Here is a 16,436-nt window from a genome sequence, read left to right as displayed (position 1 = left end):
TTACTGCTCTCCTTCTTGTTTCTGCTGCCTAAGTGGCAGCGTGAGATGGAAGACGGTTCCTACGCCTTCCTCACTTTCTACCTCAATGGTTCCTTGATGCTCTTCAATAATTTTATAACTAACCATTAAGCCAAGTCCAGTTCCTCTTTCTTTCGTTGTATAAAAAGGCTCACCTAGACGCTTTAGCTTATCCTCTGCCATTCCGCAGCCTTCATCACGCAGTGAAATGACAATATGCTCCTCGCCCTTCCGCTGAATGCTCACATAGACATTTCCTTTGCGCGGCATGACTTCAATTGCATTTTTTAAAATGTTAATAAAGACCTGCTTTAATTGGTTTTGTTCACAATAAATGAGCGGAATCTCATCCAGCACATTGAGATGCATTTGAACATTGCCAAGATTCGCCTGTGCGTGCAGAAGATCCATCGTGTCTTTCACAATCTGCACCACATTTTTTTCTTCATATACAATGGCTTGCGGTTTCGCTAAAATCAAAAATTCGGTGATGATGGATTCAATTCTTTTCAGCTCTGATGTGATGACATTGAAATAGAGCGAATACTCCCCTTCTATATTTCCTTTTAACAGCTGAATGAAGCCTTTTAAGGCTGTCATCGGGTTTCTAATTTCATGAGCAATTCCAGCGGCAAGCTCTCCGACCACATGAAGGGTATCTGATTTTCTCACCCGCTCTTCTAATTCCTTCCGCTCTGTCACATCTCTAAAGATCGCCAAATTCATATTATGGATAATGTTGCGTTTAAAAGAGAATTCCAGGATACGCTGATCTGGATGATTCAGTACAAACGGAACCTCATTATCCATTTCATCTAATGACATCGCCTCGGCGGGCTGAGCCAAATTTTCTATTTGATAAGGGGCAAGGATGTGGAAAAGATTCATTTCTGTTAAATGATCGTCCTTCAATTGAAGCAGCTCGCTGGCAGATGGATTGACTTCAATGATTCGATATTGATTATCAAAAAGAACAATGCCGTCCATTGATCCATTAAATACTTTGCGGAATTTAAGCTCACTTTCGCGCAGCTCCTGCTCCATTCTTTTTCGATCACTTACATTACGTAAAATGGTTAAGTGCTGTCCTTCTAATACCGCATGCTTTGATGTAAACTCAAGCTCTTTATACTGTCCATTTGCCATTTTGAACAATAGCTCTTCCCTTATTTCATGATTCCGGATATAGCGTCTTCTTGTTGGTCTATATCTCTTATCAGATTTGACGAGAAAGTCGGTAAGTTTTTTGCCAATCAGCGAGTGCATTGGTAATTCAAAAATTCGGCAGGCTGATTCATTGGCTCTCACAATCTCTCCATCGTCCGCCCATATGATGATGGCATCCATTGCATTTTCGAAAATTTCTCTAAAGCGTTCTTCACTTTTTAACAGCTTCTCTTCCATCAGCCTTTTTTCTGTAATATCCCGCATGATGGACATATAAAAACCACTCATCACATTTGATGTAATGGTGAGTTCAAATAATTTGTGCTGGCCAGATTGTAGAGTAACAGGAAGCTCTCCTTTTGCTTTTCCTGTTTCTTTAAGTGACGTCAAAAGGTGCTGCAAGGCGGGAAGATTTTCTTCTTCGACAAATTCATGTAAATAGCGATCGGTTAAATCAGTCTTTTGCAGCTCAAAGCTCTGACAAAAAGAATGATTCGCATCAATCATGCAGCCATCCTGATCAAAAATGACCATCCCATCAATCGCTCGGTCAAACAAATCTTTGAACAGCTGCTCATTCATGGAGCGTTCTCGTTCTAATATTTTCTTTGATGAAATATCTCGCATAACCACTATATATTGCTGATTCATGGTGTCGTGCTCTGCGACAAATTCAATGTATTTTGTTTCGCCATTTTCCAGCTGAATGGAGATTTCTCTTTTTAACGTACCTTTTCGAAAAAATAGATCGAGTGAGCATTCAACTTTATCTTTCGGGATGCCGTATAGGAAATCTAGAACGGATTTATTGAGGAGGTCTTCTTTCGGTGTCTGGACAAGCCTGCATGTTGCTTCGTTGGCTTGGATGATGTTGAGGTGCTGATCAAATATAAAAATGGCATCGAGCGTCTTATTTAACAGCATTTTTTGCTGCATCAACTCAGTTCGCAAATATTCGTTCTCTTTTTCTAATTTTCTGATATCTCCCGCAGGGGTTAACCTATTGCCATCGAGCGTTTCAGTCATTCTCTTACACTCCTTTTCCAGCCTCATTCCTCTACAATATTTCTACAATATTTTCATTGTTCCTTCATTCGACTCATAAAAAAAGATAACTTTTTACACGAAGACTGTCTCATTTATTTCATTTGGATGACAGGATTGTATAACGATTCACTTTTCTTACGCTTCTTTTACAACCGTTCTACAATTTCACATCAAATAGCGAATTAAGCCAAAATGTATTTTAGAATGAGGCAAATAAGGGAACAGTGCACTTAGAACATTTATGTTCGAAAACGAGCAGGAAAGGTGATGTTATGGCATCTTCACGAGATAGTTATTTTGATAATGCGAAATTCCTTCTGATTTTTCTAGTTGTTTTTGGTCATTTGTTACGATCATTCATTCATGATAATGACTGGATGCTCTATTTATACAAGTTTATTTATACCTTTCACATGCCCGCCTTTATTTTAGTTTCTGGCTTTTTTGCAAAAGGGTTTAGAAAACCGGGCTTTATGAAAAAAGTCGCCGTTAAGCTGATCATCCCATATTTAATCTTTCAGGTGATCTATTCGGTTTACTATTATCTATTACAGGATCAAAGCATGGCCAATTTAAATCCAATTGATCCGCAATGGTCCTTATGGTTTTTAATTAGTTTATTCTTTTGGAACTTGCTGCTCATTCCTTTTTCAAAACTGCCGTTCCACTGGGCGATGATTGTCAGTTTATCGATTGCATTACTTGTCGGTTATGTGGACAGCATCAGCGATACACTCAGCTTATCACGTACGTTTGTCTTTTTGCCTATGTTTTTAGCTGGATTCTATTTAAAAAAGCAGCATTTTGAATTCATCCGTACAAGCAAAGGGAAGCTTGCAGCACTTTTTGTATTAATGGCTGTGTTCCTGTTTTGCTACTTCTATGAATTTGATTATTCCTTCTTATTTGGCTCAAAGTCGTATGCTTCTCTTGGAGATGAAGGAATGATTGCGGCGATGAAACGAATGGCATGGTATTTGCTTGCATTTGGCGCTACATTCAGCTTCTTTGCATTAGTTCCAACACGCCGTTTCTTCTTTACAAAATGGGGAACAAGAACGTTATATGTTTATTTATTACATGGCTTTGTAATCAAACTGCTAAGAACCACTTGGTTTGATGACTGGGCGCTAAATGCAGCAAGTGTACTCATTTTATTGCTGCTGACCATTTTGTTAACCTTTACCCTGTCTAGCACTTTTGTCAAAACCGTTGCACAGCCAGTGATTGAGCTTAAAATGAACAACTTCATGCGAACGATCACTGGCAGGCAGGGGAGTTATATCAAATAAAAAACGATCCTTCATGGATCGTTTCAGATTGTTGACAAAGGGCTAAAATGATCTTTATTTTAGCCCTTCGTCTTCCTTTCAGCGTGATAGAAAACCTTTGCAGTCTAGGAAGGGCGAGTACCGGAGCGGAGCGAATTTGACATTCGTGAGCACCGGAGCGCAGAACTGCGGGCGAATGCGAGGGTTTGTCTACACGCTGAAAACGATCCTTCATGGATCGTTCTATTTCTTATTCTGCTGACATGCATCATCTTTCTTTGGCTTTACCAACGTATCAATCCATTTGCTGCTGTTAATATCTCCAAGCTCACTGCCAAATTCCTCTTCTAAAATATCTGGGTCCATTGGCTTTTTATGGTCCTTCATCTCTTTGCTCTTCATATGCTTCTTAGTCACGAGATGCTCCCCCTTGTTTCCCTTTATGAGAATTTCGGTTTGCCTGACGATCTCTTGATTGTTCGTCAAATTGAGTTTGTCCTTGATCATGTGCCATACTTTCTGTCGGCGTCATATTATTTGTTAATGCTTCATTTTTCGCTGCTTTTCTTTTCATCTGAATTCAGTCCTTTTTTGACAGGTTTAGTTCTTCTCTTAATTGGTCAAGGAGTTCTTTCATTTGCTTGACCGTCACTGGCTTTTCCTCAGGTTTTAACTCATAGCCAATTTGCCCATTGGCTTCTAGCGTGGCTTTTTTGAGACAGCTGATGTCAGTGATGCCTTGCTGCTTTAAACGCATTTTAAATTCGTCCCTTGTGAGCCTTGTTTTCTTCAGCTTATGATCAAGCATTTGGCCATCCTGTAAAATCACGACCGATTTGCCTGAAAGCAATTTTTCAAAAAAATCCGATTGAATCGACAGCTTCTCCATAATGACAAGTGCCACAATAAAGATGGTAGCTGCATAAATGGTTTCAAGTAAATTATGCTCAATAAAGGGTTGGATAATAATCGATCCGATTGAAATCATGATGACTGTTTGTTGTACAGTTAATTGACTAATCGATTTAGGCCCTGCTATTCTCAGCAGCAAGGTACCAACTAGCAGCATGACAATTGCTTTCCATAACACATCCAGCACGTCTCGTTCACCTCTTACCTATAGATTGCGAACATCCCATGTGATTTAGCCAGTTAGATAATGGAAATAAAAAAACAGCATTCGAATTGAATGCTGTAAGATGTTGACAAAGGGCCAAAATGAAGATCATTTTGGCCCTTTGTTTTCATTTCAGCGTGATAGAAAACCTTTGAAGTCTAGGAAGGACGAGCACCGGAACGGAGCGAATTTGACATTCGTGAGTACCGGAGCGCAGAACTGCGGGCGAATGCGAGGGTTTGTTTACACGCTGACAGCATTCAAATTGAATGCTGTTTAGCCAATAATGACGCGCTCTTTCGGATAATGATAATTTGCTTCGCTTTCTCTTCGGCCTATTAAATATAAAAAGCTTGGAATACCGATCCGGCCAATAAACATGACCACCATGATGATACATTTACCAAACACAGTGAGATCTGAGGTGATCCCAAGCGACAGCCCCGTTGTTCCGAAAGCAGAGCAGACTTCAAATAAATTTTCAAGAAGTGTATTATGCTCTGTTAAGGATAACAGGAACGTAGCGCCAAAGACCAAAATAAAGGCCATCATGGTTACCATAAGGGATTTATTAATATCCGCTTGATGAAGCTCTCTCTTGAAGATTTTAATGGACTTATTTCCCCTAGCAAAATGAAACAAGGCGAGTAAATTAAGAGCAAACGTAGTTGTCCGAATGCCGCCCCCCACAGAGCTTGGGGAAGCCCCGATAAACATGAGCATACATAAAAATAAAAGCGTCGGTTCCGTCAGCTGCGTAATATCTAACGTTGTCAGCCCCCCGCTTCTTGTTGCAGTCGATTGAAACAAAGAATAGAACAAGATTTCATGCCAGCTTTTCCCTACAAAGCTAAACCCTGCTTCAAGTGCATAGATTCCAATCGCTCCAACAACCACAAGGCCGCCGAACGTGAGCGTTGTGATTTTTGTAAACAGTGAGAATGATGCATGCTTTCGGTCCTGATTGAACAAATAATCCTTCACTTCCACGAGCACAGGAAAACCAATCGCTCCAAAGATGATCAGCAGCATCGTAATAAACTGGACGAAATAATCATCTTTGTAAGGAATAAGAGAACTCCCTGTAATATCGAAGCCCCCATTAGTTGTCGCACTAATACTTGAGAAGAAGCCATGTAAGAAAGCGCCTTGCACATCGTAATACTTGAGAAAATACATGCTTAAAATCAGCCCGCCGACAAACTCAATCAGCAAAATTAAATATAAGACCTGCTTCATTAGTTTCACAATTCCAGATAAATTGCTTTGGTTTTGATCTGCCATGATAAGCTTTCTTTCTTTAATTCCAATTCTTTTTCGCATAACTAGCCATACGAAAGTACCGAGCGTCATAATGCCGATGCCTCCGATTTGCAGAACAAATGCAAGGATCCACATCCCTGCCACACTAAATGTTTGTGAGGTGTCGACAACAGTCAGTCCTGTAACACTTACAGCACTCACCGCTGTAAACAAGGCATCAATGAATGTCCATTTGACTCCCTCTTGATGAGCCACTGGCAGGCTGAGTAGAATAAACGACACGGTCACAGCAAGAAAATAATAAAGGGCAATCAACTGAAAAGCTGACAGCCGGTCAATTAGCTTTTTTATAGGATTCATTGTCATTCCTTCTTTTATCTATCTTTTCGAATACCTTTATCATTTTAATGAAAAGAGACATGATTTTAAAGCTATTTTATGCTTTATTTTCTTTTTCATCAAAAAGAAAAGACATCCTGTAAAAGAATGTCTTTTTCCTCTTTCTTATTTTGCTTCTAGTCTTCTGATTCTTTCGTTTAAATCAGGGTGTGTTGAGAAAAGAGAAGCTTTTCGTTTACCGCTGATTTTAAGTGTAGCGACTGCTGTTTGATCATCATCTTTGATTCTTGACGTGTACGCCTCAAGTGAACGAAGCGCATGAATCATTTTATCTTTACCTGCAAGGTCGGCTCCGCCGCGGTCTGCATGGAATTCACGGTGTCTAGAATATGCAAACACGACAAGGCTTCCTAGGATAGAGAAAATGATTTGGAAAACAATCACAGCGATAAAATGAACAATCGGCACAAGCTCTTCGCGTGAAACAAAACGGCTAGCGATCCATGCCGCAATTCTTGAAAGGAACACAACAAACGTGTTGACAATTCCTTGAAGCAGCGTCATGGTCACCATGTCACCATTTGCAACGTGAGCGACTTCGTGGGCGATTACACCTTCAACTGCTGCATCATCCATTTCCTGAAGCAATCCAGTTGATACCGCAACAAGTGATCTTCTCTTAGAAGGACCTGTTGCAAAAGCATTTACTTCAGATGATTGATAAATACCAACCTCAGGCATTTTAGAGAGGCCTGCTGCTCTTGAAAGTCTGTGCACGCGGTCAACTAGCTGCTGCTCATCATATGTTAATGAATCCTTTTCTGGATTTAACACGCGCACACCCATCATCATTTTTGCCATCCAGCGAGACATTGCAAGTGACATAAACGAGCCAACAAAACCAACAACTGCACTGAATACAAGAAGATAAAGGATATTAAGTCTTCCGTCTGCTCCTATATAAGAACCAACACCAGTTGCTGCACTAATAACCGACAGTACAATACCAATCGTAGTGATAACAAGAATGTTCGTTAATATAAACAGAAATATTCTCTTACCCATACATAACCTCCGCTGTCATATTAAGTTCAAATGAACTTATTAATAAAATTATAAAAATAAACGTCTCAAATTGCAAGGAAAAAGGAATCACTTTCTTTGTTTATCATAACGGCTAAAGCCCCGTCACATCAATATTTACGACATTTGCCCCAGCAGAAAAGTGAACAAATTGTGACGCACAGGTCTGATTTTGAGTTTATTTTGCATTTTCATCAAAAAGAGACTATGATGTTGAATTAGATCAATAATCACGTTTTGACGTACAAATGAGGTGGAACATGGTTACTTTTAAATTAACGAGAATTGACATGACAAGACTTCTGTATTCTCTAAAAGGAGAGGGAGATCTGACTCCGCTTCAGCTTTTGAAACTATCTGTAAAAAATGGCAAGGATCATGACTATGATGAATTAAAGATCCCGTCTTTTTTTGAGAAGCTTGAACGGCGGAAGCAAAAATCAGAGCATGGTCTTTCTACAAATGAAATTGTTGAGCTTGGCAACTTGTGTGAGCTGACTTCTCTTAAATCGACGGCGATCCAAAATTGGATCAAACGTGATATTAAAGATATGATTGGCCATCCAGAGCTTGGCAAAAAGTACTCTATTGATCAGGTCGTTATTTTATTAATTGTCAGGGATTTAAAATCAGTTTTTGACTTCGATACCATACGTATGATCTTATCTGCCTTATTTAACACCATCACAGATCGAACAGATGATATTATTAGTCCAATCCGTTTTTATGAAGCATATGCGCACGTCCTTGATTTTATTTATCACCATACACAATTTCCATTAAAGGAAACAAATTTACGAGAAATAACCGAGGAGCAGACAGACAAGCTCCATGACGAGTTTACAGAATTGACGAAGAGCCAATGGAATTTGATTAAAGGGATTATCAGTTCTACCGTCTTCTCTGTATTTACTTCTCATTTGCAAAGTACAGCTCAAGAAATGATGTATAATACGCTGCAGCTGAATAAGGGATAAATAAGAACCGAGGTGACCTTCATCATCTCGGTTTTTTGTACAGCAATTGCCAGCATAATTGTACGGCTTTTTTTTCAAAATAAGAAGGCGCAACAAACATGAGGTGAAAGGAGGAATACGAACATGGCAAATCGAAATCAACTTCTTGTTCCTGGAGTAGAACAAGCTTTAGATCAATTTAAATACGAGATCGCTCAAGAATTTGGCGTCACTCTCGGTTCAGATACAGTTTCACGTGCAAACGGTTCTGTTGGCGGTGAAATCACAAAAAGACTCGTTCAACAGGCTCAATCACAAATGGGTAATCAATCTAAATCATGACATGGTGAAATACGCCGGAGCTATTCTGGCGTTTTTTTATTGTTGATATGTGTGCTCATGCCGGTTCTCACGATAAGGAAACGGTGCACCTTTCCCTTTTTGCTTTGCATGTTCTCTTTTTTGTTCAGCGGATGGATTGTTCTGATCCCTGCCGTTTTTTTTTGCGTGTTTTTCTGCATCACCACGTGATGTACCGTTCCAGTGTCTTCTTTCATCAGGATCAGTTGAGTGATTTTTTTTTTGCTCTTTATCGAAAGAATGATCCTTTTCTTCCTTTATGTTGCTGTCTTTGCTTTCATTATCAGGTTTTTGAGGCTTTTGAACAGATCCTTGCTCTTCCCTCTCTGCCTCCTTCTGCTCTTTGTGCTCAGCTTCAGGAGCCTCTTGATCTGGCTGCATCTCTTCGCTATCGTCTGTCTTTACGTCTTCTTGATTGTCTTTATCTGCTTGTTCTTCTTCATGTTTCTTAGGATCTTCTTCCTTCACAGCATCGTTCTCTGCTGCGTCTTCATCCTTTTTGATGTCTTCATGTTCTTTATTTTGCATTTCTTGATTTCTAATATATGTTCCTGTTGAAATGCCTGCCTTTTGAGCTTTTTCTCTTGTTTCCAGGTCACTTTCCACAGTTTCCAGCTTATAATTGCGTTTTTGATATTCACCAGAAATGGTGTTAATTTTGCTTTTTACGTTTGTTTTATATGTATTGTCCTGCTTGTTTTCATAAACGGTTGAAATATAAATACTTTTAGAATTGTTCACATATCCTTTTTTGTCACAGTCATCTATAATTTCCTGCACGACTTTGGTCATGTCGTTTTTTTCTAAATCCTTCATACTCGCCAGTACTTGCTTTGCATCTTTATTCAGCGGTGTGACACCGATCACTTGATAATTGTGATCAAGCTTCAGCTCAAAGCTTGGATTAATGTCAATTGTCATATACGCATATGCTTTTTGACTTGAGAAAGATGGCATCATAGTAAAAATCACGACAATAATCGCTGCTATTGATAGGATTCCTGCATTTAACGGACGTAAACGAAGCAGGTCAAAAAAACCGGCTCTTTTTCTTTCGAGACGTGATTCATTCGGAAAAGTCACTTCTTGGCCGATTTCATAGTTTTGCTCTTCATATTTTGTCCGCAGAAATTGTCCATCAGGGGTCAGCAGCGTGACATATTTTTTGTTTTTCTCTACTATAATGCCTCTTCTCATGAATTAAGCACCCCTTTAAGGTAATCTTTCAAATACACATAATCACCTGTCATAATGATCGCCATCGCAATGATATATTTTCTATTTCTCTCAATCGTTTTGCGGCTGACTTCCACTAGCTTTTCCAGCTGTTTGACAGGCAATTGTTTTTTCTGAAATAAAATGGTTCTCAGCTCATCGTGTTCAACGAGTGTATGGGCTACTTTAATGGCATTTTGTCTGGCATCTGCATGCTTTGGTGAATGCTCAAGCAGCTCTTGAAACGTGAGACCGTAAACTTTCAATCGTTCTTTAAAATGTTCAATCTCTTCTCTTCTATGTTCTTGTTCAATTAAACGCCTATATTCATTTGCAGAGAGCTCTGCTTCAATCATGCTTTGAGAGTATTCGCCATTCTCACTTTCTTGCAGGTCCATTTGAACCGTTGGCGCATTTCTTGCTTCTTTTCGAATATAGTCAATCACTTTTCTTTTAATAATTAATTCTGCGAAAGCAAGCAGTGAGTTTCCTTTTTCGGCAGAGTATTTTTCTATCGCTTCATTAAAGGCTATTAAGCCTATGCTGAATTCATCATCTTTTTCATCTATATATCGTTTACAAACGGATGAAACCGTCTTAGCGACAAATGGTTTGTATTGCTCTATTAATGCATTTTGCAGTTCGATATCACCTTGTTGAATACTGATAGCCGACTGCTCTAATGTTTGCTTTTTCTTTCCTTTTTTAAACAAAAGGCTAAGCAATGGTTTCACCTCAGTTCTCCCTATATTACTCATTTATGATAGCTAATTTATGAGGGAAGCGCAAAGGAAGAAATGAGGAATTCATTTCCTGTTACTCAATTATGACATGTATGTCACCATCTACTTTACAATGTTTCGTCTAAAAGCAAAGAAATAAGGGGGTATCTCCCCCTTATTTGTAATATACGTGTTATGAAAATGAAATGATATTTCTTTCAAAAAACCTACTCTCCTAGGCGTGCCTCTTGTTTCTCCTCGTTTTCCTGCCCGCCTTTTCTTGATGGACTTGATAAAAACCAGCCAAATGCTGCAATTGCGAGAAGCACTGTCCAGAAAATGACTTTCCATAATGCTGAATGGATAAAGTGAGACGATACGACACCGATGGCTGGATGTGACAGTGTATAAAGCGTGAGCTTCACACCCACCCATCCGACAATGACAAATGCTGCTGTTTCTAGGCTCGGTCTTGTTTTGAGCAGTTTCACAAAGACCGTTGCTGCAAATCGCATAATAACAAGACCGATGATACCGCCTAAAAGAATAACAATAAATTGACCGCCATCGAGTCCGCCGATTTGCGGAAGACTTGTTTTTGGCAGTGTCACAGCTAAAGCGACTGCCGCTAAAATGGAATCTACAGCAAAAGCAATGTCGGCAAGCTCTACTTTCACGACTGTTGCCCAGAAGCCGCTTTGTTTCATGTTTGTATCTGTTTCCTTTTTCTTAAATACGTGCGATTTTAAAATATGGTGAATGGAAATATAAAGAAGATAAATGGCACCAATGGCTTGAACTTGCCACACATCCACTAAAAACGAAATAAGAAACAGAGAACCAAATCGCATAATAAATGCTCCTGCAAGTCCGTAAAACAGTGCCTTTTTTCTTTGTTTTTCTGGAAGGTGTTTGACCATCACGGCCATGACCAGCGCGTTATCAGCTGCTAAAATCCCTTCTAATCCAATCAGTACGAGCAGAACCCACCCGTACTCTAAAATAATGGCTGCATCCATCATCATTCCTCCTTGTTTTTATCTATTGTCCCACAACAGACAAAGGCTTATGAATGCAAAAAAGACCTTTGCCTGTAATGGCAAAGGTCTTGCTAGACATGTGATATGTAGAATCATGCCAACAAAGCCGATGAACATCAGTCCATGTAATGACGACTTTGTTTCCGGTAAAAACCGGACGCTACTCCCCTTTGGCGGGATTTAGAATATTTAGATTACTTATATCATAATCAATAGACACTCGATTGTCAACAGGTGACTTTCTGTTCGATCCATTGATTAAGCAGTTGGCGTTTCTGTTTTTCTTTTTCTTCGTTTTATCAACAGATAGAGAACAAACAATAACACAACACCGATACCAATTGGTAGAAGATAAGGATCTAACATAGCGCCAACCTCTTTCCAGTTCTCCCCAAGCATAAACCCAAGATACACATATACAAACGTAATTGGTGTAATCGCCAAAAACGTATACAGGCAAAAGACCCACACATTCATCTTAGCAATACCGCACGGGATGGAGATCAGTGTTCTGACTCCTGGTATAAACCGGCCGCTGAATGCGACCAATCCGCCATGCTTTTCAAAGAAAGCATCCGATTTATCAAGTGACTCAGGTTTTATAAAAAAGTACTTTCCATATTTATTTAAAAAGGGTCTGCCGCCGTAACGTCCTAACCAGTACAAGGTCAACGGGCCAGCCACGCCGCCTATGGAGCCAGCCGCCACAACACCGATAAAGGCCATGTCCCCTTCTGAGACCCAGTAACCTGCAAGAGGCAAAACCACTTCAGCAGGTACAAATTCAATGCATAATGCGAGGAAGATGCCAAAGTATGACAAGTTCTTAAAGGCATCAGCTAATGAAATAATAAAATCTTCGATGTTTATCAATCCCTTTCACACATAATCATTTGACTGATTCTATCTCTTTTAGAATCACACCATATATTAAACGAATAAAACCGAAGAAACGATTCACTTTTCATCGTTTTTTTACATTAAATTTGATTTTACTATAAAAGAAGGATGAAAAAAACGTTGATTGTTTTATTTAAGTGAAGGAAAGGTGAACACAGAAGCCATTCGATCCGATATATTAAGTATATGTCTGTTTTAAGATACAGGAGGTTTTCTTACATGACCCATTTAACAGGAAGCTACAATGGATGGCTTGTCTTTCTGTCAATCGCTGTCGCCGCTGTCGCCTCCTACTCAGCTCTTCATATAGCCAGCAGGGTAGCACAGTCAAGCGGTGCAAAGAAAAAGGTATGGCTGCTCATTGGTGCAATGATCATGGGAATGGGGATATGGTCGATGCATTTTATTGGCATGATGGCATTTCAAATGCGTGTTGGCATTACATATGATACGTCCTTACTGATTTTATCGATTTTGGCCTCATTTATCGGATCCTTGATTGCTTTTTCAATATGCATTCAAAAGCAGGTCTCTAGAAGAAGGCTGCTCATTAGTTCAATCACTATAGGTACAGCTATTTGCAGCATGCATTATCTTGGAATGGAATCAATGGCCAATGTCTCAATCAGCTATGATCCAGTCCTCTTTTTTCTTTCATTTTTCATCGCTGCCATTGCCTCCTACTTTTCATTGAAGCTCTTCTTTCGTGTTGAGCACATGAAAAGTAAACGGAAGAATTATCTTTTAAAGAGCCTTGGTTCAATGTTGATGGGCGGTGCTATAGCAGGCATGCATTATACTGGTATGGCTGCCTCTACCATGTTTTATCATTCAAATGGACAGGCTGCTGCAGGCGGCTATCTTGAAATGTCGCCATTCAGTCTGTCGATTTTCATCGGATTGATGACACTTATTGTTCAAACGCTGATGATCTTTGGTGCCTATATTGATCACCGGATCATGACGCAGTCAGATCAGCTGAAAGAAAATGAACAGCGGTTTCAATCGCTCATCAAACATAATATAGACGGCATTATCGTGTTATCTGTCGATCAAAAGGTTCTTTCTGCAAATGACTCTGGTAAACAAATCTTAGAGTTGTGCAATTCTAAGATTGGTGATGATGTCAGCCAATATGTGATGCCGACTGAGTTGTGGGAAGAATTTATTTCTCAGTCAAAAAAGGCCATCACACGCGAAGCAGAACTGAAAACAGCAGATCGTTTTTATTATTATCATGTCACTTACATACCTGTTCATGTGAACAATTCACTCGACAGCATTTATCTTGTTTTAAAAGATTTAACACAGCAGCGGATTGCAGAAAAAGAAATTCATGTGATGGCACATTATGATGCACTAACAGAGCTTCCTAACCGCCGCCACGGCATCAATCATTTAAATGATGTTCTCTCCGCTCAAGAAAAGTCAAAAACATCAACAGCGGTTCTGTTTCTGGACTTAAATCGTTTTAAAATTATTAATGATGCACTTGGTCATAACATAGGAGACTTACTGCTGAAAGCTGCCGCAAACAGACTAACGCAATGTTTACCGGACAATGGCTTTATCGCAAGACTTGGCGGTGATGAATTTTTAATGATCTTTCCCCACATGGATCATGATACACATAAAATCGAACAATTTTCTAAAAATATCATCCATCAATTTGAACGTCCTTTTTTCATCCAGAACCATCAGCTTATTACGTCGATCAGCATTGGAATCGCTATCTCTCCGCAAAATGGAAAAAACGGGATGGAACTGATGAGAAAAGCCGATATGGCCATGTATTTATCCAAAAAACATAAGCAAAGCCGTTATGAATTCTTTACCGAATCCATGGAAAGATTGAGTGAGGACAGGTTAAACCGGGAGCTGGAGCTGAGGGATGCCATTCAAAGAGAGCAATTTGTCCTTCACTACCAGCCGCAAGTCAGTGCCAAAACAAGAAAAATGACTGGGGTTGAAGCCCTTTTGAGAATGAAGGCACCAGATGGTTCCTTAAAGTCACCTGAAGCTTTTATTGAGCTGGCAGAGGAATCAGGACTGATCATCGATATTGGCAGATGGGTCATTGATACGGCTGGCAAGCAGGCAAAAATGTGGTATGACGATGGGCTAAATATCCCTGTGGCTGTCAATTTATCTGCGAAACAATTCAATTCTGAAGACTTAATTGATTTGATCAAGCTGACACTGAAAAAATACGATCTGAAACCGTCACTCTTGGAGCTTGAAGTCACAGAAAGTATGACAATGGACAATATCAAGCAATCAAAACAGGTGTTAACGTCGTTGAAACAGCTTGGCGTCCGCATTAGTATTGATGATTTCGGTACAGGCCACAGCTCATTAAGCTATTTAAAGGATTTACCGATTCATCGACTGAAAATTGATAAATCCTTTATAGAGGATATTTTAAGTGATTCAAAGTCTGAACAGATTACAGGGGCTATTATAGCGATGGGACATCAATTATCTCTCGAAGTGATAGCAGAAGGTGTTGAAACATTTGCACAGGCTCAGCTATTATCTGCCCAGGGCTGTGACGACCTGCAAGGGTTTTATTATGCCAAGCCGCTGCCAGCAAGCGATATTGAAAAATTCATCGCCTATCCGGCGCTGCTTGACACATAAAAAAGGTGCCATCATTGGCACCTTTTCGTTTTATCTAAATAATAAATGCTGACTGTGAATACCTGCTTTTTTCAATAGACTAATCAATTGCTCTTGCTCTTCACGCGTCAGACCAGAGAATGCACGCGCAATCCGAAGAGAGTGGATCGGATAAATCTTGTCAAGATAGCTTCGCCCTTTTTCCGTTAAATGGGCATAAACAGACCGTTTATCCTTGGGGTCCTGTTCTCTTTCAATGAAACCATTTCGTTCTAATTTGTCAATTACGTACGTCACATTCCCGCTGACAAGCAGGAGTCTTGAGCCGATTTGCTGAAGCTTTTGAGCACCTCTTGTGTACAGTAATTCAAGAACGGCAAATTCAGTTGGATTGAATCCATGCTCTTTGCTGTCTCTAATACTGTGTTCTGAAACGCTTTTAAATGCTCTTGCAAAAACCTTGTAAAGCGTCATTGAGCGTTCTACTTCTTCTTCATTAAACGATAGTCTCATCACATATCTACCTCTTATAATATTTTTTTAACTTCAAGGCTGTCTTGCGGTGCAGTTGGAGCCTTTCGTAAAAAATAGAAGTACGTTTTTGAAAACCCTTTCAACCACATAAGTGACTCCATTCGTGTTATGTATAAGGTTTCGATATAAACTTTTAAAATCCTTCTTATTTTTCACAATCATCTCGAAAAAAAGCTTTTTCAGCAAACCATCAAGATGCGACACACTTTAACAAAATCTGTAAAGAATCTATGGTTTCTTACACTTCATTCGCCAAATTTCTACAAAATTCAATATTGCTATAATATTAAACACAAAAAAAGAACCCTTTATGTGATATACGCACATTTCAAGGGATTTTTACAAATAGCGCTCTGTTTTGTTGAAAAAGAAATGATACTCTTTTTTTAAGTCACTAATTGTCATGTCCTTGGCCGCATCAGGGCTGTAAACCCCTAATGAACATAGCTGCTTCGTATAATAATGTCTTTCCTTTGCTAAAGCTTCTTTTAATATACGCCGCACCGATTATCCCTCCTATCAAGTGATTTGGATCGGGTGCTTATGAAGACTTCTTATACAAATCATTTTGCATGGCTCTTAGAAGCGCATGTGCATTCTGACCTGCAGCCTGCATGAATTGCTCAAGCAATTCATCCCTCTTCACATCTAATGCGATGATTTCTTTTGCCATACGAATGATCTGTGCTTGCTCCATCATATGCTCCTCCTCCTATGTCAACTCACCATGATTATATGCCGCCGTAAGATGTATTGCACACTCCCTGTTATCTTTCCTTCCATGG

The 16,436-nt window shown here is 39.6% G+C and carries 16 protein-coding genes, 1 pseudogene and 1 riboswitch; of the genes and pseudogenes, 4 read left to right on the top strand and 13 right to left on the bottom strand.

All coding sequences use genetic code 11. From position 1 onward, the window contains the following. Complete coding sequence (locus MHB41_RS06465; protein ID WP_034623371.1) at positions 1 to 2,211, bottom strand: PAS domain-containing sensor histidine kinase; 2,211 nt, start codon at positions 2,209 to 2,211, stop codon at positions 1 to 3. 293 nt (positions 2,212 to 2,504) lie between these two features. Between MHB41_RS06465 and MHB41_RS06460 the strand changes: the two genes are divergently transcribed. Continuing rightward, entirely contained in the window at positions 2,505 to 3,524 is a 1,020-nt protein-coding gene (locus tag MHB41_RS06460) for an acyltransferase family protein (RefSeq protein ID WP_024424667.1), read from the top strand. A 222-nt stretch (positions 3,525 to 3,746) separates the two neighbouring features. Here the strand turns inward: MHB41_RS06460 and MHB41_RS06455 are convergent, their stop codons facing one another. The 5 genes from MHB41_RS06455 to htpX all read right to left on the bottom strand — a co-directional run bounded on the left by MHB41_RS06455 (position 3,747) and on the right by htpX (position 7,287). Further along, complete coding sequence (locus MHB41_RS06455) at positions 3,747 to 3,920, bottom strand: hypothetical protein (protein ID WP_170825835.1); 174 nt, start codon at positions 3,918 to 3,920, stop codon at positions 3,747 to 3,749. Then, positions 3,913 to 4,077 (bottom strand): hypothetical protein, encoded by a 165-nt coding sequence (locus MHB41_RS06450; protein WP_087975542.1) that lies wholly within the window; start codon positions 4,075 to 4,077, stop codon positions 3,913 to 3,915. The genes MHB41_RS06455 and MHB41_RS06450 overlap by 8 nt, the downstream gene beginning before the upstream one ends. Positions 4,078 to 4,083: 6 nt before the next feature. Then, positions 4,084 to 4,602 carry a YetF domain-containing protein gene (locus MHB41_RS06445; RefSeq protein ID WP_046310749.1) on the bottom strand — a complete coding sequence of 173 codons (519 nt, stop codon included), beginning with the start codon at positions 4,600 to 4,602 and terminating at the stop codon, positions 4,084 to 4,086. Between the two features lie 294 nt (positions 4,603 to 4,896). Next, complete coding sequence (locus tag MHB41_RS06440; protein WP_080701186.1) at positions 4,897 to 6,243, bottom strand: TrkH family potassium uptake protein; 1,347 nt, start codon at positions 6,241 to 6,243, stop codon at positions 4,897 to 4,899. A gap of 144 nt (positions 6,244 to 6,387) precedes the next feature. Next, positions 6,388 to 7,287 (bottom strand): protease HtpX, encoded by a 900-nt coding sequence (gene htpX, locus MHB41_RS06435; RefSeq protein WP_041116432.1) that lies wholly within the window; start codon positions 7,285 to 7,287, stop codon positions 6,388 to 6,390. A 278-nt stretch (positions 7,288 to 7,565) separates the two neighbouring features. Here htpX and MHB41_RS06430 point away from each other — a divergent pair, with 278 nt between their 5' ends. Both MHB41_RS06430 and MHB41_RS06425 read left to right on the top strand, forming a co-directional pair. Continuing rightward, positions 7,566 to 8,282, top strand: a complete 717-nt coding sequence (locus tag MHB41_RS06430; protein WP_025092320.1) for a DUF1836 domain-containing protein — start codon at positions 7,566 to 7,568, stop codon at positions 8,280 to 8,282. A 123-nt stretch (positions 8,283 to 8,405) separates the two neighbouring features. After that, positions 8,406 to 8,603: an alpha/beta-type small acid-soluble spore protein gene (locus tag MHB41_RS06425; protein ID WP_034281522.1), complete on the top strand. Its 198-nt coding sequence runs from the start codon at positions 8,406 to 8,408 to the stop codon at positions 8,601 to 8,603. Between the two features lie 36 nt (positions 8,604 to 8,639). Here MHB41_RS06425 and MHB41_RS06420 read toward each other — a convergent pair whose 3' ends face one another. From MHB41_RS06420 to MHB41_RS06405, 4 genes and pseudogenes are all read right to left on the bottom strand, one after another. Further along, the gene (locus tag MHB41_RS06420; RefSeq protein ID WP_061109749.1) at positions 8,640 to 9,818 is read right to left on the bottom strand and encodes an anti-sigma factor domain-containing protein; all 1,179 of its coding nucleotides are present in this window, start codon (positions 9,816 to 9,818) and stop codon (positions 8,640 to 8,642) included. Beyond that, entirely contained in the window at positions 9,815 to 10,570 is a 756-nt protein-coding gene (gene sigI, locus MHB41_RS06415; protein ID WP_003210952.1) for an RNA polymerase sigma factor SigI, read from the bottom strand. Before sigI ends, MHB41_RS06420 begins: the two co-directional genes overlap by 4 nt. Positions 10,571 to 10,785: 215 nt before the next feature. Next, positions 10,786 to 11,677, bottom strand: a pseudogene (locus MHB41_RS06410) (TerC family protein). Next, a riboswitch (yybP-ykoY riboswitch) is annotated at positions 11,673 to 11,779 on the bottom strand. (Overlaps the previous pseudogene by 5 nt.) 77 nt (positions 11,780 to 11,856) lie before the next feature. Beyond that, the gene (locus MHB41_RS06405; RefSeq protein ID WP_098677349.1) at positions 11,857 to 12,471 is read right to left on the bottom strand and encodes a DedA family protein; all 615 of its coding nucleotides are present in this window, start codon (positions 12,469 to 12,471) and stop codon (positions 11,857 to 11,859) included. Positions 12,472 to 12,717: 246 nt separating this feature from the next. On the opposite strand from MHB41_RS06405, the gene MHB41_RS06400 reads away from it, so the two are divergent. Continuing rightward, complete coding sequence (locus MHB41_RS06400) at positions 12,718 to 15,138, top strand: EAL domain-containing protein (protein ID WP_340898850.1); 2,421 nt, start codon at positions 12,718 to 12,720, stop codon at positions 15,136 to 15,138. 30 nt (positions 15,139 to 15,168) lie between these two features. On the opposite strand, the gene MHB41_RS06395 is transcribed toward MHB41_RS06400, so the two are convergent. From MHB41_RS06395 to MHB41_RS06385, 3 genes are all read right to left on the bottom strand, one after another. Beyond that, complete coding sequence (locus tag MHB41_RS06395; RefSeq protein WP_087975546.1) at positions 15,169 to 15,633, bottom strand: MarR family transcriptional regulator; 465 nt, start codon at positions 15,631 to 15,633, stop codon at positions 15,169 to 15,171. A gap of 357 nt (positions 15,634 to 15,990) precedes the next feature. Continuing rightward, on the bottom strand, positions 15,991 to 16,155 hold the full coding sequence (locus MHB41_RS06390; protein ID WP_034281517.1) for a stress protein: 165 nt from the start codon (positions 16,153 to 16,155) through the stop codon (positions 15,991 to 15,993). Between the two features lie 37 nt (positions 16,156 to 16,192). After that, entirely contained in the window at positions 16,193 to 16,348 is a 156-nt protein-coding gene (locus tag MHB41_RS06385) for a hypothetical protein (protein ID WP_087975683.1), read from the bottom strand. Between the last annotated feature and the right edge of the window lie 88 nt (positions 16,349 to 16,436).

The organism is Bacillus sp. FSL H7-0578, from assembly GCF_038630855.1.
GTDB classification, from domain to species: domain Bacteria; phylum Bacillota; class Bacilli; order Bacillales; family Bacillaceae; genus Bacillus; species Bacillus safensis.
This window is presented reverse-complemented; position numbering and strand designations above follow the sequence as displayed.

Excerpts from the sequence above, each read along its gene's own strand:
- MHB41_RS06465 (WP_034623371.1), bottom strand. The coding sequence starts at position 2,211 with ATGACTGAAACGCTCGATGGCAATAGGTTAACCCCTGCGGGAGATATC.
- MHB41_RS06460 (WP_024424667.1), top strand. The coding sequence starts at position 2,505 with ATGGCATCTTCACGAGATAGTTATTTTGATAATGCGAAATTCCTTCTG.
- MHB41_RS06450 (WP_087975542.1), bottom strand. The coding sequence starts at position 4,077 with ATGAAAAGAAAAGCAGCGAAAAATGAAGCATTAACAAATAATATGACG.
- MHB41_RS06440 (WP_080701186.1), bottom strand. The coding sequence starts at position 6,243 with ATGAATCCTATAAAAAAGCTAATTGACCGGCTGTCAGCTTTTCAGTTG.
- htpX (WP_041116432.1), bottom strand. The coding sequence starts at position 7,287 with ATGGGTAAGAGAATATTTCTGTTTATATTAACGAACATTCTTGTTATC.
- MHB41_RS06430 (WP_025092320.1), top strand. The coding sequence starts at position 7,566 with ATGGTTACTTTTAAATTAACGAGAATTGACATGACAAGACTTCTGTAT.
- MHB41_RS06425 (WP_034281522.1), top strand. The coding sequence starts at position 8,406 with ATGGCAAATCGAAATCAACTTCTTGTTCCTGGAGTAGAACAAGCTTTA.
- MHB41_RS06420 (WP_061109749.1), bottom strand. The coding sequence starts at position 9,818 with ATGAGAAGAGGCATTATAGTAGAGAAAAACAAAAAATATGTCACGCTG.
- MHB41_RS06400 (WP_340898850.1), top strand. The coding sequence starts at position 12,718 with ATGACCCATTTAACAGGAAGCTACAATGGATGGCTTGTCTTTCTGTCA.
- MHB41_RS06385 (WP_087975683.1), bottom strand. The coding sequence starts at position 16,348 with ATGGAGCAAGCACAGATCATTCGTATGGCAAAAGAAATCATCGCATTA.